The following is a 25,339-nucleotide window of genomic DNA, read 5'->3' as shown; positions in this document are numbered from 1 at the left end:
CTTACTAAATTCAATTAATGTTACGTTTTTTGTAATTTTTTATATTTTTTATAACATTCTTTAATTTTAGTATCGCTTATTGGATAAAAAAAAGGAAGCTGCTTTAAAACAACTTCCCTTCTCATCTCAAAATAGATAATCCTAATTTGGCTGAATTGGAAATTTTTTAAAGAGATCAGATATACCTTTATTAACTCTGGCGTCCATTTTTTGATCATTTTTGGTGATGTTACCCATAATCACGCCCTGCCACAGCATTACATTTTCTTTGCGATCAACCATATCCACTTTTACTGTTCCGGATTCGTACTTGTTCACTACCACCTCCTCACTTTCCCAATGGTAATTTCGCTGCCCGGTATAACCTAATCTGGCATCCCTGAAATCAGTTTCCCTGGTTTGTTCCAGTTCTTCTATTATCAGTCCTAGGTTAATCATCAGGTCCGGATCTTTATCTTTTAAAGTAAAATCCCGTAATTCCATTTCATGTGTGATGGCCTTTTTAAGTCTGGAAAAATCCGGTTCAGAAAACAAAATTTGATCTCTGTCTTCCACTGTAAGTTCATAAAAACCAAAAGTTTCATAATCCCTGAAATTAACATCAGGATCTTCTTCTGATGAAACTACTCTAACGGGTACACAGGCTACAATTAAGCACAAAAGGAAACCAAAAATCAATGCCAGGGTTTTCATATTCATAAGTGTTATTTAAAATAAGGTTCTTCTGCAATAATTTTAATTAAATCGCCCTCCTTCAATTTGGTATTTTCTTCTAAACCATTGGCTATTGCCGTAAATTTAGGGTCCCAATAATTATTTAGGCGTTTTCCCAAAGCTTCAAAAGATTCTCCTTCTTTTGCTTTCACCACTCTTAAGACCCTGTTTTTCACCAGCCCCTTGTCGGAAGAGGATAAGGATTTTATACTTTGGGCACAATTAATAAAGGCATCTTTAAAATTGCCATAGTCCATCCCTACAAGCCTCATGAGTTGATTCCCAATTTTAAACCAGACCATATTTATAAAAACCACCTGTCCTTTATCTTCCATAGCCATGGTAATCATGTAGCCCTTTTGTCCATTAATATCAAGTGTTTTTTTTGCTTTGGGATCAAGCTCCATTTTATATTTTTCTTTCAGCGCATTTTCAAATTTTTGAGCATACACTTCAGGGCTGTCATTGCTCTCCTCAGCCTGCAATAAAATCATTCCCTGCTGGTTTTCATCAACTGCTCCTACGACCCGCGGACTATTGGATGTCAGCCATTTTTCCGGAAAATCTATCACAAAATTCATATCCGGATGAATAAACTTTGTTCCTGCAAACACCCCTTGTTTTGGATTTTCACCAAAATGCACCCCGTCCAGCTTTGCGAGAAATTCTGCTTTATTTTGGGTAATAGGAGCTGCTTTGGAAACCTGAATTTCTTCGGATTTCTCATTTATATATTCTACTCTTTTGGGTGTAAAAGGGTGATCATTCAAATAAGATTTTTTTTCAGCTTCACCAGTCTGGTGCTCCAGGGAAGTGGATAAATTCCTTAAAATAATAGCAAGTTGTTGTGGTTCATAGCCGGTTTTTGCCGCAAGCTGAATACCATATTCATCCGCTTCCTTTTCCTGCTTTCTGCCATATCCGGCAATAGTCATTTCAAAGGGTGTATTAATGATATTGCCCAAATCGCTATTGATCACACTACCTACAATATTTCCGGGAACTTTCAGGATATTGGGCAAAATATTTCGCTTCATTCCTTTTACCGAATGTCTCCTGTTCACATGGATAATTTCATGGCTGATCACATCAGCCAGTTCATCTTCAGTATTGGCCAAAACAACCAACCCTCTGGAAACATAAATATATCCTCCGGGAAGCGCAAAGGCATTTGGCTCTTCCATATCTACCAGATGAAACCTGTACTTAAAGGGCTGATCTCCTAGATTTTTCACCAGTCTTTGACCGATTGCATCTACAAATTGTAAAGTTTTTGGAGCATCATATAAACCCATGCTTTGTTCTACTGCCGCTGCATTTTCAGCACCTAATTTTTTATCCAGGTCAGTGTTTTGGGCAAAACCTGACATTGCATAAACACACAGGAAAGCAAGTACAAAAAAAGTTTGAAGTCTATTCGTTTTAATCATTATAATTTCAGGTTAAATTTTGATATCCTAAAGATAAAAAACCCCTTTCCTTTAAAGCAAAAAACTAAAATAATTATTTTTGATAATTTACAAGGCTACAAATAACTTCCTTTACTTTTCCATTTTCCATCTAGTTTATTTTAAAAAAACAAAACTTTCAGGAGAAATTTGTATGTGGATTAAACAGGCCTTTCCATAACAAATTGTTATTAGCAAATCCTACCGCATTTCTAATCATTAATGAAAAAAACCAGGAAATTACTTTCCTCAGCCCTTATTCCTGAAGGGCATTTATTTCATTATCAAGGCTATTCTCTAGGTTTTCTATTTGTTGGCTAAAAGCGGCATATTTTTTCAGTATAAACTTTCGCCCAAAATATACCTCCTCCAGAAGATAGCGTAATTCATCATCTCTGCGAAAACGGTAAAAATCTTTTGGAGAAATGGTAAACTTCACCATTTTGTCACCTTCAAAAGCATATTTATAGTTGGTGAAGTTTCTGCTGAAATAGCCTGAAAATCGCTGGTGAAATTGCAATGGATAATAGGAATCTTCGAACTTTTCCAATTCTGCAAAATCATGCTCATAATAATTGGCTATTTGTGAGCGAAGTTGGGCATTGGTTATTTTATCCAAACCACCGGATTTTGCTGCTTCGTAAGCACCTTTATTACAGGTAAGCAGCTCTTCTGCCAATAAATCATTAAAAAATACACTCATAGAATCATTAAAAGAATAATCTACGACTTCCATATAATGGTTGATGGCATTATATGCTCCCAATCCTTTTTGATGTGCCTTTAAATTTTGGGCTATCGTGGTTTTATCACTTTGTAATGCAGCCTTTATTTGTCTTAAAGTAGCGATTTCATTTGCAGCTCTTTCATTTTCTTCCAGCATATTGTTAATGCCAAATACAATAGAAATTCCAATAAGAACCGATAAAATTTCAAGGGAAAACGCCAGAAAATTAATTTTTAAAGAAGTGCCAGCCATTTAGTTTCAGTTAAAAAGCATTGTGGCAGTAATTGATGATAAGGGTGAATTTAAATTTTAGATTAAAATTTGTTCTGTTCAATTACTTTCTGATTGCCTAATACTTGGTTTCTAATATTATTTAATTTGCAAATCTCTAAGATTTTTTGAGAAAGGAATATTTATTAACAAAAAAATGAAGAAATATGCCCTAATTGTGAGTTAATGGCTATTGCCATCAGTGTTTTTATTCAAGTTTTCTCCGATTTTAAAGCATTAACAAGCCTGATTCCCTTAATCTCCCCCAGGTGAAACTATTGGCCAGTTTATCAAAATCTCCAATTCCCTGCGATTCAAATGTTTCAATTAATTTTCCCAAAGTATATTTTTCAGGGTTCGAAGAGGCCAGTTCTGGAAGTATTTCGGACAGCCATTTCCCGATTTCCGGCATTGTTATCAGCTCAATTTTTTCTGCTTTATTGTGTATAGTGATCTTCCCTTTCCTGCGGATTTTACCTTTTTTATTTACTTCAATTTCGGAAAATACCGGCAAGTTTCCCAGCCAGATCACTTTGGAATTTTCTGATTCAAAATCGTAGGAATTGGCAATCGCTTTTTGAATATAATTTTTCGGAACAGTGGTTTTCGGAATTTTAAAATCGAACCATTCGTAAAGTGGAAAATCCAGGCAAATCCCGTGCATATAATTGAATAGTGATTTTCGGAGTCCTTCACTAAATTGTGCATGATCGGCACCATCCGGATCTTCATGTACCAGGTCATTATTGGCAAAGCTGCCCTCATCCGGTCCTACTTTTACCACACCAAATGCTGCCGGATTGAGGCCTACAGGACTATGCGCAGTCATGGCAAACCTGTGCCAAAAACCAGACTGCACTACTCCGGCTTCAAACAATTGCCTCACCATTTCCAGCGAATCAATGGTTTCCTGAGCTGTTTGGGTAGGAAAACCGTACATTAAATAGGCATGCACCATAATTCCTGCTTTGGTAAAATTCTCTGCTACTTTCGCCACCTGTGCTACGGTTACCCCTTTTTTCATCAAATCCAGCAAGCGATCTGAAGCTACTTCCAAACCTCCCGATACTGCCATGCAACCAGCTGCCTGTAAAAGCCTACACAAATCAGCTGTAAAGTTTTTCTCAAAACGAATATTCGTCCACCAGGTGACAGTAAGTCCTCTTTTTAGAATTTCCAGGGCCACATCACGCATCAATGCGGGAGGAGCAGCTTCATCTACAAAATGAAATCCAGACTCCCCGGTTTGTGCGATCAACTCTTCCATTCTGTCACAAATAATACTCGCATTTACAGGAGTATATCGCCCAATATAATCCAGGGAAATGTCACAGAATGTACATTTTTTCCAGTAGCAACCATGCGCCAATGTCAATTTATTCCATCGCCCATCACTCCAAAGCCGGTGCATAGGATTGACAATCTCAATGACTGAAAGGTAATTTTTAAGGGGCAAATCGCTGTAGTCTGGTGTACCCGTTTTGGAAAATGGAATATCTCCTTCCAGTGCTCCATTCCAATAAATTACCGCATCCTCATGTCTGGAAAAAGTTCTTTTCAAATTTTTGAGTTCCCGTTTGCCTTCCAACATTTCAATCAGGCACTGGATTGGTCTTTCTCCATCATCCAGCGTAATGAAATCTACAAAATCAAATACTCTTGAGTCTGTCAGAGAGCGCAGTTCAGTGTTGACATACCCCCCTCCCAATACCACATGGACATGGGGATAATTGTTTTTAATAAATTGCCCACACCTAAAAGCCCCATAAAGATTTCCGGGAAATGGCACGGAAATACAAACTATTTCTGGTTGTTGGGTTTTTATTCGCTGATTGAGAATATTCACCAGAATATTATCCACAAAAGTCTCTGGTGCTAAGACAGCCTCATAAATTTCATCGAATGAATTGGCAGACATCCCTAATCTCTCTGCATATCGGCTAAATCCAAAATGAGGATCAATTGTTTCTTTGATGAAATCCGCCAAATCTTCCAGGTAAAGTGTAGCCAGATGCCGGGCTTTATCCCTAATGCCCATTGTGCCAAATGCCCAGTCCAATTCCTCTAATTGCTGAAACCGAGATGCTTCAGGTAAATATTCCCCATCACATATCGTATGGGCAAGTGTGGGATTTTTATCCTGAAGAAAAGCAATTACCGAATCTATTGTAAGTAAATAATCCTTTTTTAAACTCAGCATCCGCTGGGCATTTTCTGAAAGTTCATCACCATTTTGTTCTACTTCCCGAAAAAGTTTTTCCAACCCTTTTTTTGAGAAAAGTCGCAAAATTACATCTATTCCCAAATCAGATTGGAAAGCACTAATATTAATGGTATTCAGAAAACCTTTAAGGTAGGTAGTAGCCGGATAAGGCGTATTAAGTTGCGTAAATGGGGGAGTAATTAAATAAACTTTCTTTTCCAATATCCGGGTTAATTTTTTATAACTCCAAATTTCGGAAAATTTTGTCAAATTCCTCAAAAGAAAAGCCTTTTACCCCTTCATTTTCAGGCAAAAGGCTTTTCTTCACTTTTGAAAAGCAGATTTTACAAAGCCTGCGAAACTTTAAAAACCCAGGCATAATCACAAGGATTAGTGGCTGGAGTAACTGCAGGAGGGGTAATGGTTACCGAACTTCCACCAGCTTTATATTTCACTTTTCCTTCAAATCCCAATAAACTCACTTCTTTGGCTCCTTTCAGGTTTTTAACAGTGATAGATTTCTCTGGAAATTTGGTGCAAATCACATATAAATCATTGCCTTTTTGAGTGAAAAAGACATGGTCCTGCTTGTTGGCGTCCGCCTTTTCCCACATTTGTGTCCCATAAATGGCATCCCCATTCACATCCAGCCAATTGCCCATGTCCATCAGTCTTTGTTGCATAATCACTGGCACCCTTCCATCAGCAGTTGGGCCTATATTGAGCAGCAAATTCCCACCTCTTGCCACTTTATCAATCAGAATATGTACAAGTCCTTCAGAGGTAGAGTAGCTTTCCAGGTTTTCATTTCTGTTATATCCAAATGAACCACCAATTCCCCGGCATTCTTCCCAGGCACGCTGAAACGTACCTGTTTTTATTCCTTCATGTACCAAATCATATTCTGTGGTAAAAAAACCTCCATGTTTCCCACGGGTTTCTTTACCCCACCTGTCATTTACCACCACATTTTCCTTTACCGGAGAATCATTGTAGAGCCAGGCTAAAAACTCCGTACTTTTCCATACTTCACTTGGATGATCCCACTCTCCATCCGTCCATAAAACATCAGGTTGATATCGGGTGACCAAATCTTTCATTTGAGGAATCATGTGCTGATCCACATAGGCATCCACATTTTCTTTGTATTGGGGATTGAACCATTCGTAAAGGGAATAATAATAGCCCATTTTCAGGCCTTCCCCTTTCACCGATTTGATTAAATCACCCGCCAAATCCCTATGCGGACCTACATCCACCGCATTCCAATTCCACGATTGTTCACTTGGCCAGAGGGTAAATCCTTCATGGTGTTTGGAGGTAAGCACCACGTATTTTGCTCCAGATTTTTTGAATAATTTTGCCCAGTCGTCAGGATTAAACATTTCGCAATTAAAGCCGTTTACAAAATCCTGATATTTAAAATCTTCTCCATAAGTTTCGTGATGGAATTTTTTGAAATTTTCATGGACTTTAGAATCCTTATTCATCAGTTTGCTCCAATACCATTCTGCGTATTTATCGTAAACTCCTGCATCAGTTGGACCCCAGGCTGGCACAGCATACAATCCCCAGTGGATAAATATGCCAAATTTGGCATCAGAAAACCATTCAGGAATAGGTCTGGAATCTATAGATTCCCAATTGGCTTCATACTTTTGAGCAAAAGAAAATAGGGGGGAAAAAATGAGAAAAGAAATGGCAATTATTTTAATTGCACTTTTTTGGAACTGCTCCAAATGAGTGATATTTTTCATTTTCAATAAATTAAGTTTCAATTAATAGTATCTCAAATTTAAAAGAATGGCTTTCTTAATCACAACTTAGATAAGGAATATGCTTAAGGAATCGGGGTTAAACCTTTGCATCGTTAATCATATGATAAACTTCTTCAAAATTCCTTAAAAACTCTAGCTGGTACTCTTTTTCTACTATTTTTTCATTGTCATTTTCAAAATATTCTCCACAGCTAAATACTATGGTACCGACTTCAAAATATTTGTCTATCCATTGTCTTTCTAACCTACAGGATTTAATTAGATCAAATCTAAATTCCACTTCACCTTCTCTAAAAAGCTTTTTTTGAATTTTTAGAGAATTTGTTAAAACTGAATACTTTAAATTGGGGTAGAAAATCAAGTATTTAATAGCTTCACCAACCGAAAGTAAAATAATAAAACCACAAAATATTAGAATATCTTTCCTTACAAAGTAGGATAAAAATGGTTGCTCCCAGGAAAGAGTTGCGAAAAAAGTAATCGTATAGATCATAACTGGAAAAATTAAATAAACCAAAATCCCAGTTTTAAAACCCACTGTTATTATTTGAAAGGATTTAACCAAGTAAGGATAAAAATCAGGCTTACCTTCCCATATTACTTCTTTTTTATTCTCCAATAGCATTCATATTAATTATAACTTGCTTTGAAAAATAAGCAAATAACTAGCAAATCCTTTCAAAATTATTGAATTATTTTGAAGACTCTGTTAAGCTTACTCTATTCTTGCACAAAGACAAGAAAACAGAATACCTAACCTAAAAAATTATTGATTAATTTTACCCTTAATGAAATGCCAATATCATCATAAAATCCACACACCTTTATTTCTCCTGTTTTTTTTATTGTTGATCCAGGATAAGATGCTTTTTGCACAAAATTACCTGGACGATTACAGTTTTCTGGTAGAAGAAATCCGGCAAGCTGGTCCTGAGGAGACTATAGGTTATCAAATGGCCCTCTTTGGGGAAACTTCTCAACTGAATGAAGAAAGGTTGAAAGGAATAAAAGCTTTTTTGGAAAAGGACGAAAAAAGATTGGTTTGTCTTATTTTGAAAGATAAGGCCACAGGTTTTTATGAAAAATTGAAAAAATATAAACTTCAAACCCATTTATTTTCCCCCGAAAAGGCTGATCCGCTTTTGGGAATAGCACTCGATGGGAAAAGCAGGTTATTTGTATTTGCAGAGCAGCACCCAAAATTTTTAAATGCCTCCAATTATTTAAGGTATTTCAGGCTTGAAGAAAACAAGTTCATTCCGGAAGAAAAAGAAGGCAAAATCACCAATGACCTTTCTTTTATTTCACTACCAGCTCCTTTTGAGGGAAATTTTGAGCAGTTGTTTTTTGATTTTATTGACCAGACTGGTAAGCTTCCAAACTTTGTCTTCACTGCGGAAAAGGAAAACATTTCCCAAATTTTGAATGACATTAATCAGGAGAACTGGTTTAGAGCAATTGTGGCCGAAAAAGACCGAAAACTTGAAAATGTTTCCTGGAATGAGCTCCCGGAACTGACCAGCTCTGGTAAAATTCATGTTTCCCAAACCAGAATCAGCCCTCACAAACGGGGATACCGTTTTTCCCCTGATGTGATGAATTTTAACAACTTGAATTCAAACGTGGTTAAACTTTTTCGGGCCAGTAAATTTCGGTTATTTGATCATTTACAATATCATTTCGATTTCGATGAAAATCTCACTAACAAAGCGAATCCGGATCAGCAACTTCTTTACAGTTACATTGAATTTGAAACAGATGAGGAAAGGGGGAAATATGCCAGTTTCAATGGGGAAGGCCATTACATAGACTACGGAATCCCATCTTCACTTTCCATGGAGGAGATCACTATTTCAGCCTGGATCAAACCTGCCAACCTGATTGGGGGAAGAAGTATTGTGGGCATGGGAGAAGTCTTCAGTGCCAAAGTTTTTGATGGTTATCTGCATTTTACCACTCCTGATATAAAAGACCATATCAATGATGCTTCGGTAGTAAAAGGTGACACCTGGCAACATGTGGCTTATGTGTATATGGCCAATAAAGAAGTTCTATTTTATTACAATGGGAAACTGGCCGGAAGACTTCCTGCCTCCGAAATCACCGTTTCTCCCCAATCTTTACTGATAGGAACTAACCTTTGGGATGAGTATTTTGAAGGAGGATTAGACGACCTGCTTATTTGGAATCGCGCCTTAAGTGATCTTGAAATCAGGGAAATTTATGAAAATATTGATAGCCTTAATGAAGCGCAATCTGATTCAAAATCCTTACTGTGGCTCTTTTCTGCCCTGTTTTTTATTTCCGGGGGTATCCTTTATCTAATAAAAAAGAAAAAACCAGGGGAGGAAAAAAAATCTGCTTTTCCCACCTCAAATAAGAATTCAAAAGAGGTTTTAAATTTTGATTCTATCAAAAAAACCATCCCTGCCTGTGGAGTTTTTCTTTTTGGCGGATTTAAACTAATCAACAAAAATGGGAAGGAACTCACCGCCCTGTTTTCCCCAAAGCGAAGAGAACTCTTTGTACTTTTACTACTTTTTACGATTAAAAATAAAGGGATTACCTCTAAAAAAATGTCAGACATTTTATGGGCTGGGCATTCTTTTGAAGGAGCAAAAAATAACCGGAGTACACAAATCAAAAGATTAAGGGAAATTCTGGCTCAAAATACCGGAATTTCTATCACCTACGATGATAAACTCTGGAAAATCATCTTTGAGAAAAATGTGTATTGCGATCTGGCTGATTATTGGGAGGCAAAAGCAAATTATTTACAACAACCTCAGCCCGAGATTCGCAAAAACATATTGAAGGCCATGCTGGAAATTCCCCAGGTAGGATTGCTTTCACCAAATATGCAGTATGACTGGCTGGATAAGTTCAAAAGTCAGCTTACAGAAGAATTGCTGGAAATTTTAATTCCCACTTTAAATGAAAATCAGTTGGGTTTAAATAAAACTGATTTATTGAAACTTACTAACATCATTTTTACCCTCGATCCCCTCAATGAAGCTGCATTGGAACACAAAATCAGGCTTTTAATAGAGGAGGGAAAACACACCCTGGCTAAAACCACCTTCGAACAGTACGAGCACTTGTATTTTAAATATTACAATGAAAAATTCCCCGGAAGGTTTTCTGAGTTTGTTTAGGCTAAGCCCGCATTTTTACCGAAATTGATACCAGATAATTCACAAGGTCCGCTGTGCACCAAGCTGTGTACTATTATTTTAGAGAAATAATAATTTCTATATCAGGCTTTTGTGTCAATCGCATACTTGGTAATTTAATTTTAACAGCAGTAATCAATCTATGAAAATAATTATTTCGGAAACTAAACAGGAGTTGAGCATTGCAGCGGCAAAAAGTGGTGCTCAAAAAATTAATGAAGCAATTGAAGCCAAAGGAACAGCCAATATCATTCTGGCTACAGGAGCTTCACAACTTGAAATGCTCAACCAACTGATCAAAGAAGATATTGATTGGAAAAAGGTAACTGGTTTTCATTTGGATGAATACATTGACCTTCCTCCTACCCATCCGGCTTCTTTTCGAAAATACCTGATGGACAGATTTGTTAATCGGGTGCCTATTGGAGATTTTTTTCTTATTAACACTGAAGAGGATATCCCCACAGTTTGTAAAAAACTGAACCGCTTAATTCTGGCAAATCCAGTTGATGTAGCCTTTGTTGGTATTGGGGAAAATGCCCACCTGGCCTTTAACGACCCGCCTGCCGATTTTGAAACAGAAGAGCCATTTATAAAAGTAGTGTTGGATGAAGCCTGCCGTGAACAACAACTGGCAGAAGGATGGTTCGATTCCCTGGAAGAAGTTCCGACCATGGCAGTTAGTATGTCAGTCAGGCAAATCATGAAAGCCTATCATATTATTTGCACAGTTCCCGGTCCAAGAAAAGCCAAGGCCGTTGGAGCTGTATTAAATGGAAAGGTTGTTCCTGAAGTTCCGGCATCCATTCTAAATCTTCATGCCAGTACCCAGCTTTTCCTAGATAAAGACTCAGCCAAATTAGCCGACTCTGCAACTTCTGGTTGATTTCGATAAAAAAATCCAAAAAAAACAATAAAATCGGACTCGTTACCCCATTTGTTACCCCAAAAATTAAGCCCCCAGGCCCTATTCTTGGGTATTCCTGCTTTTTGAAGGGCATGGCATTTTTCCCGAATTTAATACAAACAATTACTTCAATATGAAAAATAACAGACGGAAATTTATAAGAAAATTAGGCGTAGCAGGTGCTTCTGTAGTAACTGCTTCCGGATTTGCATTGGAAGGAAATGCAAAAAATTTAACTTATCTGAAAAGAACTAATGGGCTTTCCGCCTCAACCGATATTAACCTGGCCATAATTGGAGCCGGAGGTATGGGTACTGAAGACACCAATACAGCTTTGAGACACGAAGGTGTGAAATTGGTAGCTGCCTGCGATTTATATCAGGGAAGACTGGAAAGTGCGAAAGAAAAATGGGGTGCGGATATTTTCACCACCACCGATTACAAAGACATCCTTAAAAGGAAAGATATTGATGCGGTAATTATCGGTACTCCTGACCACTGGCACAAGCAAATTTCCATAGATGCATTAAATGCCGGAAAACACGTGTACTGTGAGAAACCAATGGTACATTCTGTAGCTGAGGGACATGATGTGATCAATACCTGGAAAAAATCCGGGAAAATTTTTATGGTGGGAAGCCAGGGGATGTCCTCTTTGGGAAATGAAAAAGCAAAACAACTATTAGCTGAAGGCGCTATTGGAGAATTAAATTATGCGGAAGGCTTTTGGGCAAGACACTCTCCAACCGGAGCCTGGCAATATCCTATTCCCAAAGATGCCTCTGAGAAAACTGTGGATTGGAAAAAATACATTGCCAATACCAACAAAAGAGATTTCGATGCAATGAGATTTTTCCGATGGAGAAATTACCTGGATTATGGCACAGGTATGTCAGGAGATTTATTTGTCCACTTATTTTCAAGTCTTCATTTTGTGACCAATTCCAAGGGCCCTACAAAAATTAGCTCAATGGGTGGTTTGCGCTACTGGAAAGATGGTAGAGAAGTGCCAGATGTTTTGTTGGGTATGTTCGATTATCCTGAAGCTGAAGCACATCCCGCTTTCAACCTATCTCTAAGATGCAACTTTGTAGATGGCACCAGCGGCTCTACTTATTTGAAATTGGTAGGGAGTGAAGGATCAATGGATATTAAATGGGAAGAAGTAGTGCTCAAAAGAAACAATTTCAGTACAAACGATCCTTTTGCACTGGCCAAAGCCAAAGAAGCAGGAGTGGAAATCACAGACAGGAAAAAAATGGTTCCCCCACAAGAAATTAGTTATAAGGCGGAAAAAGGCTATAAAGGTGCCCATTACGACCATTTCAGAAACTTCTTCAATGCCATCAGAACAGGAGGAACGGTAGCTGAAGATCCGGTTTTTGGATTCAGGGCAGCAGCTCCGGCATTACTTTGTAACGATAGCTACTTCCAGGATAAGTTTATTCAATGGGATCCTGAAAAAATGGAGTTGGTGAGCTAAAATGTCTCAGACTATTATTTGTACAGGTCTGTACCAGGCCTGAAAATTTATTTCAATATTTAATGATTAGTAAAATGAACTTTAGTAAATATTTTATTTTCACTTCTCTGATTGGATTTACCTTAATGGGTTGCCAGCCAAAACAAGCAGAAGAAACCGCTGAAACCGAAGTGAAAGAATCAACAGAAAAGGTTTCTGAAACAAAAGGAGAATGGATTTCCCTATTTGATGGAAAAACTGCCAAAGGATGGAGAGGGTTTAATCAGACTTCACTTCCAGAAGCCTGGGTAGTGGAAGATGGTACTTTGAAATCTTTGGGAAAAGGTGGTGATGTTGGAGGAGATATCGTCTTTGGGGATATGGAATTTGAAGATTTTGAATTGCAATTGGAATGGAAAATTTCCGAGGGCGGAAACAGTGGAATTTTCTACCATATTCAGGAAGGAGATCAATATCACACGGCTTATGAAACTGCACCAGAATACCAGTTAATTGATGATATTGGATTCCCACAAAAGTTGGAGGAATGGCAGTCTCTGGGTGCTGATTATGCCATGTACCCTGCAGATAAGGAAAAGAAAATTGTTAAGAAAGCCGGAGAGTGGAATACTTCCAGAATTATTTTCCAGAAGGAAAAAGCTGAATATTGGCTTAATGGTGAAAAAGTAGTGAGTTTCGTTCCATGGTCGGAGGACTGGCAGGAAAGAAGGGATTCAGGTAAATGGAAAGACATGCCAGATTATGGAAAAGCTAAAAAAGGTTTAATTGGACTTCAAGACCACGGTAGTTTCATCTGGTTCAGAAACATAAAAGTAAGACACCTCTAACCACAAGCATGCTGCTTGACCCTTATATTGAAAATTATTTTTGGCAATATTTGGATTTAGTGGCACAGTAAAATCTTTAATAGCGAGTGGTTCAAACCATTCGCTATTACATAAAAAAGTGAAAAATTCGAACATCTAATTTCAAAAAGTAACAATACATGAAAAATAAATTAATTGGAATCATATTATTCTTTTGCCTGGGGCATTTGACCAGTTTTGCCCAAACCACCGAACTTTTTAATGGTAAAAACCTGGATGGCTGGAAAGCTTTCGGAACTGAAAAGTGGTATGTGGAAAATGGGGAATTAATTTCAGAAAGTGGTCCTGATGCCCAATATGGCTATTTAGGGACAGAGAAAAATTACAAAGATTTTATTCTTACCCTGGAATTCAAGCAGGAAGCCAATGGAAATAGTGGTGTTTTTATCCGATCATTTATTGAAGAAGGTGTGAAAATAAATGGATGGCAGGTAGAAGTGGCTCCAAAAGGAAAACATTCAGGAGGAATTTATGAATCGTACGGAAGAGGCTGGCTAATTCAACCTGATGAAAAAGGTGAAGAAGCATTGAAGGAAGGAGAATGGAATAAAATGAAAATCAAGGTGGATGGAAACAAAGTCACTACATGGATAAACGGACAGAAAATCGTAGCACTTGATGATGAAAAAATCGGTAAAGGTGAAGGATTTATTGCTTTGCAAATACACGATGGCGGGGGAATAAAAGTGAGATGGAGAAACATCAAAGTAAAAGAATTATAATTTAGAATTTCTAGCTGAAAGTCAGGGTGGAGTTTTCCAAAAAGGCTCTGCTTTGACTTTTTTAATTATATCAACTGCTTAATTACCCATTTACTGACTATATGAAAGTGAAGTTTTACCCTGCTAAATATACCTACCTGATTTTATTCATTTCGGCCTTTATTTGCTCCCAGGAATCTTTTGGCCAAAAGAAAAATGCTGCCTATCGCATTCACATTGCCAAGACCAGTGAGGAAATTACCATCGATGGTGATTTAACCGAAAAGGCATGGCAGGAGGCAGATGTGGCCAAAGATTTTTTTATGGTATTACCCATGGATACCAGCCTGGCTCAATCCAAAACTGAAGTGCGATTATGTTACGATGATAACGCCATGTACATCTCAGTGATTTGTTTTGATGACCTCCCCGGAAGAAGAACCGTAGAATCCCTTCGAAGAGATTTTTCTTTCGGAAGCAATGAAAATTTTCTGCTATTTATGGACCCTTTTGATGACCAAACCAATGGATTTTCCTTTGGTGCCAATGCAGAAGGTGCCCAATGGGATGGCCTGATGGCCGATGGCGGAAGTGTAAACTTAAGCTGGGATAATAAATGGTATTCCAAAGTTAAAAGTGATGACGAAAAATGGGTGTTTGAAGCATCTATTCCCTTTAAAAGTATTCGCTATAAAAAAGGGATTACTGAATGGGGAATAAATTTTAGTCGGCTGGATTTGAAGAGAAGTGAGAAATCCAGTTGGGCGCCTGTTCCAAGGCAGTTTCCTACCGCCTCTTTGGCCTATACAGGAACGCTGGTTTGGGATGCTCCTCCTCCTACAACCGGTTCAAATATCTCTCTAATTCCTTACACCCTGGGAGGGGTTAGTCGAGATTATCAAAATGGAAGTAACTCAGAAAACCGCTTTGATGTTGGGCTTGATGCTAAAGTAGCGGTCACTTCTTCCCTTAACCTGGACCTTACCGTAAATCCGGATTTTTCCCAGGTAGAAGTGGACAGGCAGGTAACCAACCTGAGTCGTTTTGAGCTTTTTTTCCCTGAAAGAAGACAATTTTTCTTAGAAAACAGTGACCTTTTTGGAAACTTTGGCCTGGACAATTTAAGGCCATTTTTTTCCAGAAGAATTGGATTGAACAGCCCCATGCAGTTTGGGGCAAGATTAAGTGGGAAAATCAACCGGGACTGGCGCATTGGGGTAATGAATGTACAAACTGGAAAAGTAGATAGTTTGGGAATGCCGGCTCATAACTACACGGTAGCTGCTATTCAGAGGCAGGTTTTTTCCAGATCCAATATTTCATTAATCTATATTGATAAAGAAGCTACCAATTACAACCCTAATCCGGATGATGAAAATCCATACTCAAAGTATAACCGAAACCTGGGATTGGAATATAACCTGGCTTCAGCCAATAATATCTGGACAGGAAAAGCCATCATCCACAAAAACTTCAGACCTGATAAAAAGGAGGATACCTATATGCATGCCATGAAATTAAAATATGGTGCTCGAAAACTTAACCTCACCTGGCAACATGAATTTGTAGGAGAAAATTATAATCCTGAAGTGGGATATGTTCCACGAAAAAATTATATCAGAGTTAATCCTGAAGGCAGTTTTCTGTTTTTTCCAAAATCCTCTGAAAAAGTAATTTCTCATGGGCCTATGGTTTATAACTCAACCTATTTCAACCATGAGTTTGAAAAAAATGAATGGGAAACGAGCATTGGATATGGGGTGGATTTTCTCAATCGAAGTAGTGCTGATGCCTGGGCAAGTGATATCTATATTAAACTTTTGGCTCCTTTCGACCCAACAAATTCAGGAAATGATACCCTCCCTGCAGGTAGTGAATATCAATGGAAAGAAGCCGGTTTTCAATACTTGTCCAAACCAAATAGTTTGCTGACCTATGAGTTTTCCACTATTGTTGGCGGTTATTTTAATGGCAAAAGGTTCAATACCAGTTTGGATATTGGCTATAGATTTCAGCCTTATGTAAGCCTGTCCACCAATATTGAATACAACAAATTAAGTTTTGATGAGGGAAATAATCTGATAGACCTCTGGCTTATCAGTCCCAGACTAGACTTTACCTTTACCAACAATATTTTTCTTACCACTTTTGTGCAATACAATAACCAGCGGGATAATGTAAACCTGAATGTGCGTTTCCAATGGCGATACAAACCTGCATCTGATTTTTATGTGGTATATACCGACAACTATTTCCCGGAAAACTTCCAGGTGAAAAGCAGAGCTTTAGTGCTGAAATTTACTTATTGGTGGAATTTATAGGTGGGTTATTCTTGTTAGATAAAGGATAATACTATTATACCATCCTCTGCAAAATTTGGAATAAGATATTCTTAATTATATTATTGTTATAAATAGAGAATCCAAAGTTATTTGGAAATATTTTACCGTAAAATCCTAACAGGGTTAATAATTATTCTCAAAATAAAAGCAGGAACTCATGAAAGTTTTATTAGATATTAAAGATGATAAGGTTGACTTTATCATGGAGTTACTTGGTAATTTTTCTTTCGTAAAAACCAAACCACTTTCTCCATATAAAGCAGAAATAATTGAAGGGCTAAAAGATGCTATGGAAGAAATAAGGCAAATTAAAGCTGGTGAAAAGAAAACTCAGTCTTTAAATTCTTTTCTAAATGAATTATAAGGTTGACACTATTGCAAATTTTCGTAAAGGGGCTAGAAAGCTCATAAAAAAATACCCGTCTTTAAAAAATGAATTGGCTGTTTTGGGTCAACAACTTTCACAAAAGCCTACTTTAGGAACTTCTCTAGGTAATAATTGTTACAAAATTCGGCTTTCAATAGCCTCAAAAGGTAAAGGAAAATCAGGAGGAGCTAGAGTAATAACTCATATTTATATTTCTGAAGAAACTGTTTTTTTAATTGCCATTTATGATAAGTCAGAAAAGGAATCTATATCTGATAAGGAAATAAAAGAAATACTTAAGGAAATCGATAACTAATCAATTTGTAAGGTTATTTTAACTTTCTAAACCTCAAACTCCATCCCTTCTCTGGCCAGGAAGCAGTTTTTGAATCGCTGCTGGCATTTTTTCTCTATTTCCCTGAGAAAGGCATCATTATGATCAGGATCGTGATGCGTCATCACCAGTTTTTTGCAATTGGCTTTTTCTGCCACTTCAATGGCTTGTTCAAAACTGCTGTGGCCCCAGTCTTTATGTCTTAGCAGTTCTTCTGAAGTGTATTGGGCCTCATGGATCAATAAATCTGCATCTTTGGCAAAGGCCACAATATTTGGATCAAGTTCATCACCATGCTCAATATCGGTGCAAATGACCAAAGACTTGCCCTTCCAGTCCCCTCTATAGCTAAAAGCTCCCCCCGGATGCTTATGTTTTTGAATGGAAATTTTTGCCGTAGGAAAAACTTCTCTTTCCGTCTCACTCAGTATAAAATCCATTTTTGCACCCATATCATCTAAAGCAATGGGAAAATATTCCGATTGCATCTGGGTACTGAAAAGCTCCTTCAAATCTGAAATTTCCTGTCCTTTTCCCAAAGCCATAATTCTCAGTTCCCAATCCTTTTCATAAGCCGGATCGAAAAAGGGAAATCCCTGAATATGATCCCAATGAAAATGAGTGAAAATTAAGGAAACCTCCTTTTTTAGGTTGGAAAAACCATCTGAAAGTATTTCTTTCCCAAGTTTCCTGATTCCGGTTCCTGCATCTAAAATGGTAAGATGATTATTGTCTTCATTGAATATGGAAATACAGGTAGTATTTCCCCCAAATTCAAAAAAATCCGGATCACAGATTGGAATCGAACCTCTAGTTCCATAAAATTTCACTTTGATTTTGGGAGCCATATTTAAATAATCTTCTTTGGAAAATTAGTTCTTCCGGATTTAAAATTAAAAATTCTAATCAACATTTTCCCATTGTTGACTCTCTAATAATTAATTTAGTTGGGAGAATTTTGGTCTGAATTTCAGGTTCATCTGTTTTTAGCTGATAAAGGAACATTTTTGCTGCTTCCTGACCCATTTTAAAAGCAGGTTGTTCAATTGTAGTCAACCTTGGGTTCAGTAATTTGGCATAAGGTTCATCATTAAAACCGATAACCGCCACATCATCTGGAATACTTAATCCTTTTTCCCTAATAGCAGCAAGCGTACCCATTCCAATCCTGTCATTAATACAGAAAAATGCATCAGGAGGTTCTTTCATACCCAGCATTTTTTTCGCATTGGAATAACCCATATCCGAACCAAACTTACAATGGCTTACAAGTTTTTCATCAAAGGGGATTCCCGCCTCTGCCAGGGCTTTGATATAGCCTTTTTTTCTGGCATTTCCTATAGGTAAACTTTCCGGCCCCTGTAAATAGGCGATTCTTTTACAGCCTGTTTCTATCAGGTATGATACTGCCACCCTCCCGGCTTCTACATTATCAATCATTACTTTAGAAATATTTGGTACATTAAAGCCTCTGTCAAATAACACCAGAGGAGTACCTCCTTCCAGTATATTATGTAAATGGCTCATTTGCTGTGTTTCTCCGGAAATAGAGGAAATGATGCCATCTACCTGATTGGCCATAAGGTATTCAAAATGTAAAATCTCCCTTTCGTATGATTCGTGGGTCTGGCAGATAATCAGGTTAAAACCTTCCTTCAGCAATATGTCTTCCAGCCCCATGATAAGAGTGGCATTAAAATAATAGGAAACCTCCGGTACAATCACTCCTACTGTAAAGCTTTTTTGTTTTATTAACCGCTTGGCCACCAAATTCGGTTTATAATTCCATTTTTTGGCCAGTTCCCACACCGCCTTTTTCGTTTCCTCCCCAATCTGATAACTATCCTGCAAAGCTCTGGAAATTGTTGAAGGAGAAACATTTAGCGCTTTGGCCAGGTCTTTTATGGTTACCCTTTTTGGCTTCATTACCCTTAAATTTTTGCTAATTATTGAGTTGCTTATTACCCGCTTTGAAATTACGCAATTTTACGCAAACCTTTGCGTAACTTCATCCTCAAATCCTTTTTTTAATCTTCAAAAAAGAGGAAAATTGTTACAGAAGGGAGGAGTCCTTCAACAGGAAACCCCTATAGAAGCGAATATTTGTCTTAGCAAGGTCTGCATTTTCGCGACCCTGCCTCTTTAAAGCTTCTGAAGTCCTGTTACGCAAGGTCTCTATCGAAGATCTTGCTGGGAAAATCTGTTTTAAAGATTTCTTTGGGAATTACTGATTTTTTCACAGGAAAGAAGCCTAACCGGGAAAGGCATTTGAAATATCCGAAATTAATTTGAAATCGGGCTAATTATCAATGAAAATGAAAAAATTACGATTTGCAGTAATGGGATGCGGTTTTTGGGCAAAGTTTCAGATTGGTGCCTGGATGGAGTTGAAGGAACATGTAGAATTAATAGCACTTTATAACCGAACCCTTTCCAAAGCAGAACATCTCGCAGATTGCTTCAATGTTCCAGCCGTTTACGATGATCCTCAAAAATTACTGGACAATGAAGAACTTGATTTTATAGATATCATCACTGATGTGGATACCCATCCGGTTTTTACCAAAATGGCAGCAGAAAGGGGAATAAATGTCATTTGCCAGAAGCCAATGGCTCCTACTTTTCAGCAGGCCAGAGCAATGATGGAAAGCTGTAAATCAAATAAAGTTGATTTTTACATTCACGAAAATTTCCGCTGGCAAAAACCGGTCAGGGTTTTAAAGGAAAAACTGACTTCTGGTATCATTGGAAAGCCATTTAAGGCTAATGTTTCCTTTTGTAACAGTTTTCCGGTATTCGATAATCAACCATTTTTGGCAGAATTAGAGCAATTCATTATCACCGATTTAGGCTCACATATTTTAGATGTTTCCCGGAGCCTTTTTGGGGAAGCAAAGTCACTGTATTGCAAAACTCAGCGGGTGAACCCGAATATCAGAGGAGAAGATGTAGCAAATGTCTTTATGGAAATGGACGATGGTGTGCATTGCTATGCAGAAATGTCCTATGCCAGTATTTTAGAAAAGGAGCGGTTTCCCCAAACCTATGTTTTAATTGAAGGAGATAAGGGGTCATTGTATCTGGGACCGGATTTTGAAATCAGCACTACCACAAAAACAGGAACTACCAAGGAAATAGTAGAGCCAACAATCTACGACTGGGTGGATCCTGATTATGCAGTTGTACATTCCAGTATTTTCGATTGCAATCAGGATATTTTGTTGGATATGTTGGGAAAAAAGGAGGCCGAAACCACCGGAGAAGATAATTTCAAAACGATTCAATTGGTGTTTGATTCTTATCAGTCAGCAGCTGAAAATAGTGTGATAAATTATTAGCAAAACCTGGACGTTGCAAACTTCAAATTATTGATAATGCTAAAGTTACAAACTTTAGCCAAGTAAATTCTCTTTTTCCCCTCTGGAGGGGATACAAGGGAGGTTCTAGTTATTAGATCAGTTCAAACAGGTTTAATTTTAAATGGAAACTTTCCATCTTAGATAAGTTTGGTAAAGTAGTATTGGAATGACTCAAACTTTAGCCTGATTTGGAGAACAGCGAAACGTTGTTCAAATATTTCGGCCAGGCTGATGCTTGAACCAGACAATTTTATAATTATTTAACATGAGATTTGGAGTAGGAACTTATGCTTTTGCCTGGTCAATTGGGGTACCTGGAAATATGCCAGAAGAACCCATGACAGTTTTTCAATTTTTGGAAAAGGCCAAAACCCTGGGAGCAGATTGTGTTCAAATTGCTGACAACCTGCCTCTTGATCATTATAGCCCAACTGAATTAAAACAAGTAAAGGAAAAAGCTCAGGAATTCGGTTTAGCTATTGAAATTGGGACCCGAGGACTAAGACCTGAAAATATCAAAAAACATCTCGAACTGGCTGATTTTTTCAATTCTCCAATCTTAAGAATGGTGATCGATGCAGATGGCTATGAACCGGAAGTTCCTGAAATCATTGATTTAATCAATTCATTTCTTCCTGCTTTTAGGACCAAAAATATCAAACTGGCCATTGAAAATCATGACCGGCTAAAAGCAGCTGAATTTCTGGAAATCATAAAAAAAACAGATGAAAAACAGGTTGGAATTTGCCTGGATTCTGTGAACTCTATTGGAGCCGATGAAGGATTTGCAGAAGTAGCCCGGCTGCTTCTCCCCTATACCATTAATCTGCATGTAAAAGATTACAGCATCAAAAGATTAAGCCATAACATGGGGTTTTCCATTACCGGAACGCCAACAGGATTGGGAATGCTGCCATTACACTGGCTTATAGAAGAACTGGACAAAATTGGAAACTGCCAGAGCGCCATTATGGAATTGTGGCCTGGACCGGAAAATCATATTCAGGAAACAATAGTCAAAGAGCAGGCATGGGCAAAAGAAAGTGCTGAATATTTAAAATCAATATTAGCCCATGTTAAAAAGTAAGACTATGGAAGGAAAAAGGATAAATGCCAATTACCTCATTGAAACTGCTTTTCCATTGGAAAAAGCTGCTGAAACAATGGCCGGAGAACAATCTTGTGGCACTTTTGTTCCAACACCAGGAGAAACACAGGAATTAAAAGAAAACCATAGTGCAAGAGTAGAAAATATCACTGAACTCAATTATGAAGGAGAACCTTCATTACCCGGAGCCAGAATGCCCAAAGGGTATCATGGCAAAGTAAAAAGAGGAGTAGTTTCTCTTAGCTGGCCTTTGGAAAATGTGGGTCTCCACCTTCCAAACCTGATGGCTACTTTAGCGGGAAACTTATTCGAATTGGGTGCTTTTTCAGGATTAAAATTATTGAATTTTGATTTACCCGAAGATTTCTCCCAAAAATATCCCGGTCCAAAATTTGGCATTGAGGGTACCAGAAAATTTACCGGAGTAGAAAACCGGCCAATTATTGGCACCATCATCAAGCCAAGCGTGGGCTTATCCCCTGAAGCCACTGCGCAACAAACCAAAACCCTTATTGAAGCTGGTTTGGACTTTTTAAAAGACGATGAACTGATGGGAGATGCTCCCCATTCTCCCTTTGAAAAGAGAGTGGATGCCGTAATGGAAGTCATTAATGATCATGCCGAAAAAACCGGAAAAAAGTCCATGTATGCCTTCAACATTAGCGGGGATATAGATGAAATGAAAAAGAGACACGATTATGTGTTGGAAAAAGGAGGAACTTGTGTAATGACGAGTATCAATTGGGTGGGAATCAGCGGTTTATTAAAACTTAATGAATTTACCCAATTACCCATTCACGGTCATAGAAATGGTTGGGGAATATACGCTCGTTCTCCTGTTTTGGGGATGGAATTTCCCGCCTATCAAAAGTTTTGGAGACTAGCAGGAGTAGATCATTTGCACACCAATGGCATCCGCAACAAGTTTTGCGAAACTGACACTTCGGTTATTCAGTCTATTCAGGCTTGTTTGTCGGGATTCATCGGTACAAAAAGCCCCATGCCTGTACTTTCCTCGGGACAATGGGCTGGTCAGACTGTTGACACCTACAATGCCATTAAAAGCACTGATGTGATGTATGTCTGTGGAGGGGGGATTGTAGCACATCCTGATGGCATTGCCGCAGGAGTAAAAAGTATAATTCAGGGTTGGGAAGCTGCCATTAAGGGAATTGATCTGGAAACTTATTCCGAAGATCATGCAGAATTGAAAAAAGCCTTAAAATTTTACGGAAATTTATCATGAAGTTGCTTCACAATAATATATGGCTAAGTTATTACGGGGATGATTTTACCGGTTCCACCGATGTGATGGAAACCCTGGCATTTAATGGTATCCCTACCGCATTGTTTCTGAAACCTCCTACAAATGAGGAAGTTAGCAGCTTTAAACTTAAAAAAAATGTAGGTGGTGAAATATTAAAAGCTTTTGGTGTAGCAGGAATTTCCCGAAGCCTGAATAAGCAGGAAATGGAGAAAGAATTACTCCCGGTTTTCAAAAAAATCAGTCAGATTCCCACCGATTTTTTTCATTACAAAGTGTGTTCTACCATGGATTCTGCTCCAGATAAAGGGAATATTGGCAGAGCTACAGAACTGGCAGAACGATTTTTTCCATCAGCCACTGTTCCTATTATTATTGGAGCCCCTTTTCTGAATAGATTCGTGATTTTTGGAAATTTATTTGCCAGAATTGGAGCAGAAACATTCCGGCTGGACCTCCACCCCGTAATGGCGAATCATCCGGTTACCCCAATGCGGGAAAGTGATATCAGAAGACATCTGGCTTTGCAGTCGGACAAAAAATGTCAGCTTTTCGATTTACATGATTTTGAATTAAATGAGGAGGAAAAAATAGAAAAAGTGAAATCCCTTTCAAGAAACCCGGGAGATTTTTTATTGTTCGATACTTTTAATCTTCACCATCTGGAAACAACGGGAGCACTTATTTTTAAAATCAAACAAACTAAAACCCAACTCCTGGTGGGTTCTTCGGGAATCAATTATGCTTTGGCTAAATATCTTCAGAAAATTGGAGAAATTGAAAATGTAGAAAATACCTCAAAAGCAGATAAAGCTGAGCAAATAATTGTAGTAGCCGGGAGTTGTTCCCCGATCACTGCAAATCAATTGAATTATGCTGCAAAAAAAGGGTTTGAGGAAATTCGAATTGATGTCATCAACCTTTTAAATCATCCTGAGAAAGAAATGGATGCCATTATTAAAAAAGCATCCCAAATCCTCAGTCAAAATAAAAGCCTTACAATTTTTTCAGCCAAGGGTCCCGGGGATAATTCCATTGCCATGGTAAACCAGTGGATGGCTGAACACGGAGATGACAATTCGGGGAAAATTATTGGAAAAGCCATGGGAAAAATCATGAAAAGCTTACTGGAAAAACACGGAAAAATAAGGGTTGTTTCGGCCGGTGGAGATACTTCCGGGTATGTTTCCAGAGAACTGGGTATTTATGCATTGGAAACTTTATGCCCTATTGCCCCCGGAGCGCCTTTGTGTGTGGCTCATTCCAAAAACCCGGCTTTTGATGGACTGGAAATTTCTCTAAAAGGCGGGCAAAATGGGAAGGAAAATTATTTTGAAGCCATTTTGAATGGCGGAATCATAGACAGTATTTGAGTGAAAATTTTTGATTATTAATATATAAAATAAGGAAACATGACAAAAGTAACGATAGTTGGAGCTGGAGGAAAAATGGGTTGCAGGCTTACCGACAACCTGAAAGATTCCAAATATGACATGACCTATCTGGAAGTTAGTCCTGAAGGAATTGAAAAAGTAAAATCAAGAGGAGTGGACGTTTCCAAAGCTGAGGACGCAGTACCTGAGGCCGATTACGTAATCTTTGCCGTTCCGGATATTGCCATTAAATCAGTCACTTCCAAAATTGTTCCTATGATGAAACCCGGAGCAGTTGGCGTAAGTCTTGATCCGGCAGCACCATTGGCCGGGCATCTTTTTGCAAGAGAAGATATTTCATATTTCGCTTCTCACCCTTCTCATCCTTCAGTTTTCAACTGGGAACCCAATGAAAAAGCACATTTTGATTATTTCGGAGGAATAGCCGCTAAACAAACCATTGTTTGTGCCCTCATCCAGGGACCTGAAGAGGTTTATGCTGCCGGGGAAGAACTGGCAAAAATCATGTATGCACCTGTAACGGTTTCGCATAGAATTACCATTGAACAAATGGGCATTCTGGAACCCGCTTTATCCGAAACTTTTGGCGCTGCAGTAGTTTCAGTTTTAAAAGAGGGAGTGGACAGAGTTGTAGAATTAGGAGTGCCTAAAGAAGCCGCTTATGATTTCTTTTTAGGGCACATCAATATAGAATTGGCATTACTATTCAACCAATTGCCAGGTGGTCAGTTTTCAGATGCAGCTTTAAAAGCTATAAATATTGGTAAAGAGCTGATTTTCAAAGAAAACTGGAAGGATGTTTTTGAAGCCAAAAGTGTGAAAGAACAGATTATCGCCATTACCTGATTGGCAATTTTGAATACTTTCTATTACTGGCTTAAGTATAAGCGAAGCGACTACT

Annotated in this window: 21 protein-coding genes; 13 read left to right on the top strand and 8 right to left on the bottom strand. The window is 38.1% G+C overall.

Features of this window, described 5'->3' with window-relative positions:
- Positions 1 to 141: 141 nt before the first annotated feature.
- The 6 genes from A3EM_RS0110415 to A3EM_RS0110390 all read right to left on the bottom strand — a co-directional run bounded on the left by A3EM_RS0110415 (position 142) and on the right by A3EM_RS0110390 (position 7,759).
- Entirely contained in the window at positions 142 to 699 is a 558-nt protein-coding gene (locus A3EM_RS0110415) for a DUF4136 domain-containing protein (RefSeq protein ID WP_083925210.1), read from the bottom strand.
- Positions 700 to 704: 5 nt separating this feature from the next.
- Positions 705 to 2,144 carry a M48 family metalloprotease gene (locus A3EM_RS0110410; RefSeq protein ID WP_020528146.1) on the bottom strand — a complete coding sequence of 480 codons (1,440 nt, stop codon included), beginning with the start codon at positions 2,142 to 2,144 and terminating at the stop codon, positions 705 to 707.
- A gap of 274 nt (positions 2,145 to 2,418) precedes the next feature.
- A complete protein-coding gene (locus A3EM_RS0110405) occupies positions 2,419 to 3,141 on the bottom strand; it encodes a DUF6090 family protein (RefSeq protein ID WP_020528145.1) in 723 nt (240 codons plus the stop codon).
- A gap of 247 nt (positions 3,142 to 3,388) precedes the next feature.
- A complete protein-coding gene (locus A3EM_RS0110400) occupies positions 3,389 to 5,584 on the bottom strand; it encodes a B12-binding domain-containing radical SAM protein (RefSeq protein WP_026210217.1) in 2,196 nt (731 codons plus the stop codon).
- 122 nt (positions 5,585 to 5,706) lie between these two features.
- Positions 5,707 to 7,119 carry an alpha-L-fucosidase gene (locus tag A3EM_RS0110395; RefSeq protein WP_020528143.1) on the bottom strand — a complete coding sequence of 471 codons (1,413 nt, stop codon included), beginning with the start codon at positions 7,117 to 7,119 and terminating at the stop codon, positions 5,707 to 5,709.
- A gap of 97 nt (positions 7,120 to 7,216) precedes the next feature.
- Positions 7,217 to 7,759 (bottom strand): hypothetical protein, encoded by a 543-nt coding sequence (locus A3EM_RS0110390; protein ID WP_157637813.1) that lies wholly within the window; start codon positions 7,757 to 7,759, stop codon positions 7,217 to 7,219.
- 169 nt (positions 7,760 to 7,928) lie between these two features.
- Between A3EM_RS0110390 and A3EM_RS0110385 the strand changes: the two genes are divergently transcribed.
- The 8 genes from A3EM_RS0110385 (at position 7,929) to A3EM_RS0110350 (ending at position 17,295) form a co-directional block, all read left to right on the top strand.
- Entirely contained in the window at positions 7,929 to 10,295 is a 2,367-nt protein-coding gene (locus A3EM_RS0110385; protein ID WP_020528141.1) for a LamG domain-containing protein, read from the top strand.
- Between the two features lie 160 nt (positions 10,296 to 10,455).
- Positions 10,456 to 11,199: a glucosamine-6-phosphate deaminase gene (locus tag A3EM_RS0110380; protein WP_020528140.1), complete on the top strand. Its 744-nt coding sequence runs from the start codon at positions 10,456 to 10,458 to the stop codon at positions 11,197 to 11,199.
- A 154-nt stretch (positions 11,200 to 11,353) separates the two neighbouring features.
- Positions 11,354 to 12,703: a Gfo/Idh/MocA family protein gene (locus tag A3EM_RS0110375; RefSeq protein WP_020528139.1), complete on the top strand. Its 1,350-nt coding sequence runs from the start codon at positions 11,354 to 11,356 to the stop codon at positions 12,701 to 12,703.
- A 74-nt stretch (positions 12,704 to 12,777) separates the two neighbouring features.
- Positions 12,778 to 13,530 (top strand): 3-keto-disaccharide hydrolase, encoded by a 753-nt coding sequence (locus A3EM_RS0110370; protein ID WP_020528138.1) that lies wholly within the window; start codon positions 12,778 to 12,780, stop codon positions 13,528 to 13,530.
- Positions 13,531 to 13,688: 158 nt separating this feature from the next.
- Positions 13,689 to 14,291: a 3-keto-disaccharide hydrolase gene (locus A3EM_RS0110365; RefSeq protein WP_020528137.1), complete on the top strand. Its 603-nt coding sequence runs from the start codon at positions 13,689 to 13,691 to the stop codon at positions 14,289 to 14,291.
- A gap of 101 nt (positions 14,292 to 14,392) precedes the next feature.
- Positions 14,393 to 16,591 (top strand): DUF5916 domain-containing protein, encoded by a 2,199-nt coding sequence (locus A3EM_RS0110360; RefSeq protein WP_020528136.1) that lies wholly within the window; start codon positions 14,393 to 14,395, stop codon positions 16,589 to 16,591.
- 178 nt (positions 16,592 to 16,769) lie between these two features.
- Positions 16,770 to 16,976, top strand: coding sequence for a hypothetical protein (locus A3EM_RS0110355; protein ID WP_020528135.1), 207 nt, complete (start codon positions 16,770 to 16,772; stop codon positions 16,974 to 16,976).
- Complete coding sequence (locus A3EM_RS0110350) at positions 16,966 to 17,295, top strand: type II toxin-antitoxin system RelE/ParE family toxin (RefSeq protein WP_020528134.1); 330 nt, start codon at positions 16,966 to 16,968, stop codon at positions 17,293 to 17,295. The genes A3EM_RS0110355 and A3EM_RS0110350 overlap by 11 nt, the downstream gene beginning before the upstream one ends.
- Before the next feature lie 26 nt (positions 17,296 to 17,321).
- Here A3EM_RS0110350 and A3EM_RS42025 read toward each other — a convergent pair whose 3' ends face one another.
- Together A3EM_RS42025 and A3EM_RS0110340 are read right to left on the bottom strand one after the other, a co-directional pair.
- Entirely contained in the window at positions 17,322 to 18,161 is an 840-nt protein-coding gene (locus tag A3EM_RS42025) for an MBL fold metallo-hydrolase (protein ID WP_020528133.1), read from the bottom strand.
- A 58-nt stretch (positions 18,162 to 18,219) separates the two neighbouring features.
- The gene (locus A3EM_RS0110340; protein ID WP_020528132.1) at positions 18,220 to 19,239 is read right to left on the bottom strand and encodes a LacI family DNA-binding transcriptional regulator; all 1,020 of its coding nucleotides are present in this window, start codon (positions 19,237 to 19,239) and stop codon (positions 18,220 to 18,222) included.
- 389 nt (positions 19,240 to 19,628) lie between these two features.
- Here A3EM_RS0110340 and A3EM_RS0110330 point away from each other — a divergent pair, with 389 nt between their 5' ends.
- From A3EM_RS0110330 to A3EM_RS0110310, 5 genes are all read left to right on the top strand, one after another.
- Complete coding sequence (locus tag A3EM_RS0110330; protein WP_026210215.1) at positions 19,629 to 20,651, top strand: Gfo/Idh/MocA family protein; 1,023 nt, start codon at positions 19,629 to 19,631, stop codon at positions 20,649 to 20,651.
- A gap of 286 nt (positions 20,652 to 20,937) precedes the next feature.
- On the top strand, positions 20,938 to 21,759 hold the full coding sequence (locus A3EM_RS0110325; protein WP_020528129.1) for a sugar phosphate isomerase/epimerase family protein: 822 nt from the start codon (positions 20,938 to 20,940) through the stop codon (positions 21,757 to 21,759).
- On the top strand, positions 21,746 to 23,026 hold the full coding sequence (locus A3EM_RS0110320; protein WP_020528128.1) for a ribulose-bisphosphate carboxylase large subunit family protein: 1,281 nt from the start codon (positions 21,746 to 21,748) through the stop codon (positions 23,024 to 23,026). The genes A3EM_RS0110325 and A3EM_RS0110320 overlap by 14 nt, the downstream gene beginning before the upstream one ends.
- The gene (locus tag A3EM_RS0110315) at positions 23,023 to 24,417 is read left to right on the top strand and encodes a four-carbon acid sugar kinase family protein (protein WP_020528127.1); all 1,395 of its coding nucleotides are present in this window, start codon (positions 23,023 to 23,025) and stop codon (positions 24,415 to 24,417) included. The genes A3EM_RS0110320 and A3EM_RS0110315 overlap by 4 nt, the downstream gene beginning before the upstream one ends.
- A 39-nt stretch (positions 24,418 to 24,456) precedes the next feature.
- Complete coding sequence (locus A3EM_RS0110310) at positions 24,457 to 25,284, top strand: phosphogluconate dehydrogenase C-terminal domain-containing protein (protein WP_020528126.1); 828 nt, start codon at positions 24,457 to 24,459, stop codon at positions 25,282 to 25,284.
- The last annotated feature ends 55 nt before the right edge of the window (positions 25,285 to 25,339 follow it).

Source organism: Flexithrix dorotheae DSM 6795 (genome assembly GCF_000379765.1).
Classification (GTDB): domain Bacteria; phylum Bacteroidota; class Bacteroidia; order Cytophagales; family Flammeovirgaceae; genus Flexithrix; species Flexithrix dorotheae.
This window is presented reverse-complemented; position numbering and strand designations above follow the sequence as displayed.

Coding starts and splice junctions, on each gene's coding strand:
- A3EM_RS0110415 (WP_083925210.1), bottom strand. CDS start 699: ATGAATATGAAAACCCTGGCATTGATTTTTGGTTTCCTTTTGTGCTTA.
- A3EM_RS0110410 (WP_020528146.1), bottom strand. CDS start 2,144: ATGATTAAAACGAATAGACTTCAAACTTTTTTTGTACTTGCTTTCCTG.
- A3EM_RS0110405 (WP_020528145.1), bottom strand. CDS start 3,141: ATGGCTGGCACTTCTTTAAAAATTAATTTTCTGGCGTTTTCCCTTGAA.
- A3EM_RS0110395 (WP_020528143.1), bottom strand. CDS start 7,119: ATGAAAAATATCACTCATTTGGAGCAGTTCCAAAAAAGTGCAATTAAA.
- A3EM_RS0110385 (WP_020528141.1), top strand. CDS start 7,929: ATGAAATGCCAATATCATCATAAAATCCACACACCTTTATTTCTCCTG.
- A3EM_RS0110380 (WP_020528140.1), top strand. CDS start 10,456: ATGAAAATAATTATTTCGGAAACTAAACAGGAGTTGAGCATTGCAGCG.
- A3EM_RS0110375 (WP_020528139.1), top strand. CDS start 11,354: ATGAAAAATAACAGACGGAAATTTATAAGAAAATTAGGCGTAGCAGGT.
- A3EM_RS0110370 (WP_020528138.1), top strand. CDS start 12,778: ATGAACTTTAGTAAATATTTTATTTTCACTTCTCTGATTGGATTTACC.
- A3EM_RS0110365 (WP_020528137.1), top strand. CDS start 13,689: ATGAAAAATAAATTAATTGGAATCATATTATTCTTTTGCCTGGGGCAT.
- A3EM_RS0110360 (WP_020528136.1), top strand. CDS start 14,393: ATGAAAGTGAAGTTTTACCCTGCTAAATATACCTACCTGATTTTATTC.
- A3EM_RS0110355 (WP_020528135.1), top strand. CDS start 16,770: ATGAAAGTTTTATTAGATATTAAAGATGATAAGGTTGACTTTATCATG.
- A3EM_RS0110350 (WP_020528134.1), top strand. CDS start 16,966: ATGAATTATAAGGTTGACACTATTGCAAATTTTCGTAAAGGGGCTAGA.
- A3EM_RS42025 (WP_020528133.1), bottom strand. CDS start 18,161: ATGGCTCCCAAAATCAAAGTGAAATTTTATGGAACTAGAGGTTCGATT.
- A3EM_RS0110340 (WP_020528132.1), bottom strand. CDS start 19,239: ATGAAGCCAAAAAGGGTAACCATAAAAGACCTGGCCAAAGCGCTAAAT.
- A3EM_RS0110330 (WP_026210215.1), top strand. CDS start 19,629: ATGAAAAAATTACGATTTGCAGTAATGGGATGCGGTTTTTGGGCAAAG.
- A3EM_RS0110325 (WP_020528129.1), top strand. CDS start 20,938: ATGAGATTTGGAGTAGGAACTTATGCTTTTGCCTGGTCAATTGGGGTA.
- A3EM_RS0110320 (WP_020528128.1), top strand. CDS start 21,746: ATGTTAAAAAGTAAGACTATGGAAGGAAAAAGGATAAATGCCAATTAC.
- A3EM_RS0110315 (WP_020528127.1), top strand. CDS start 23,023: ATGAAGTTGCTTCACAATAATATATGGCTAAGTTATTACGGGGATGAT.
- A3EM_RS0110310 (WP_020528126.1), top strand. CDS start 24,457: ATGACAAAAGTAACGATAGTTGGAGCTGGAGGAAAAATGGGTTGCAGG.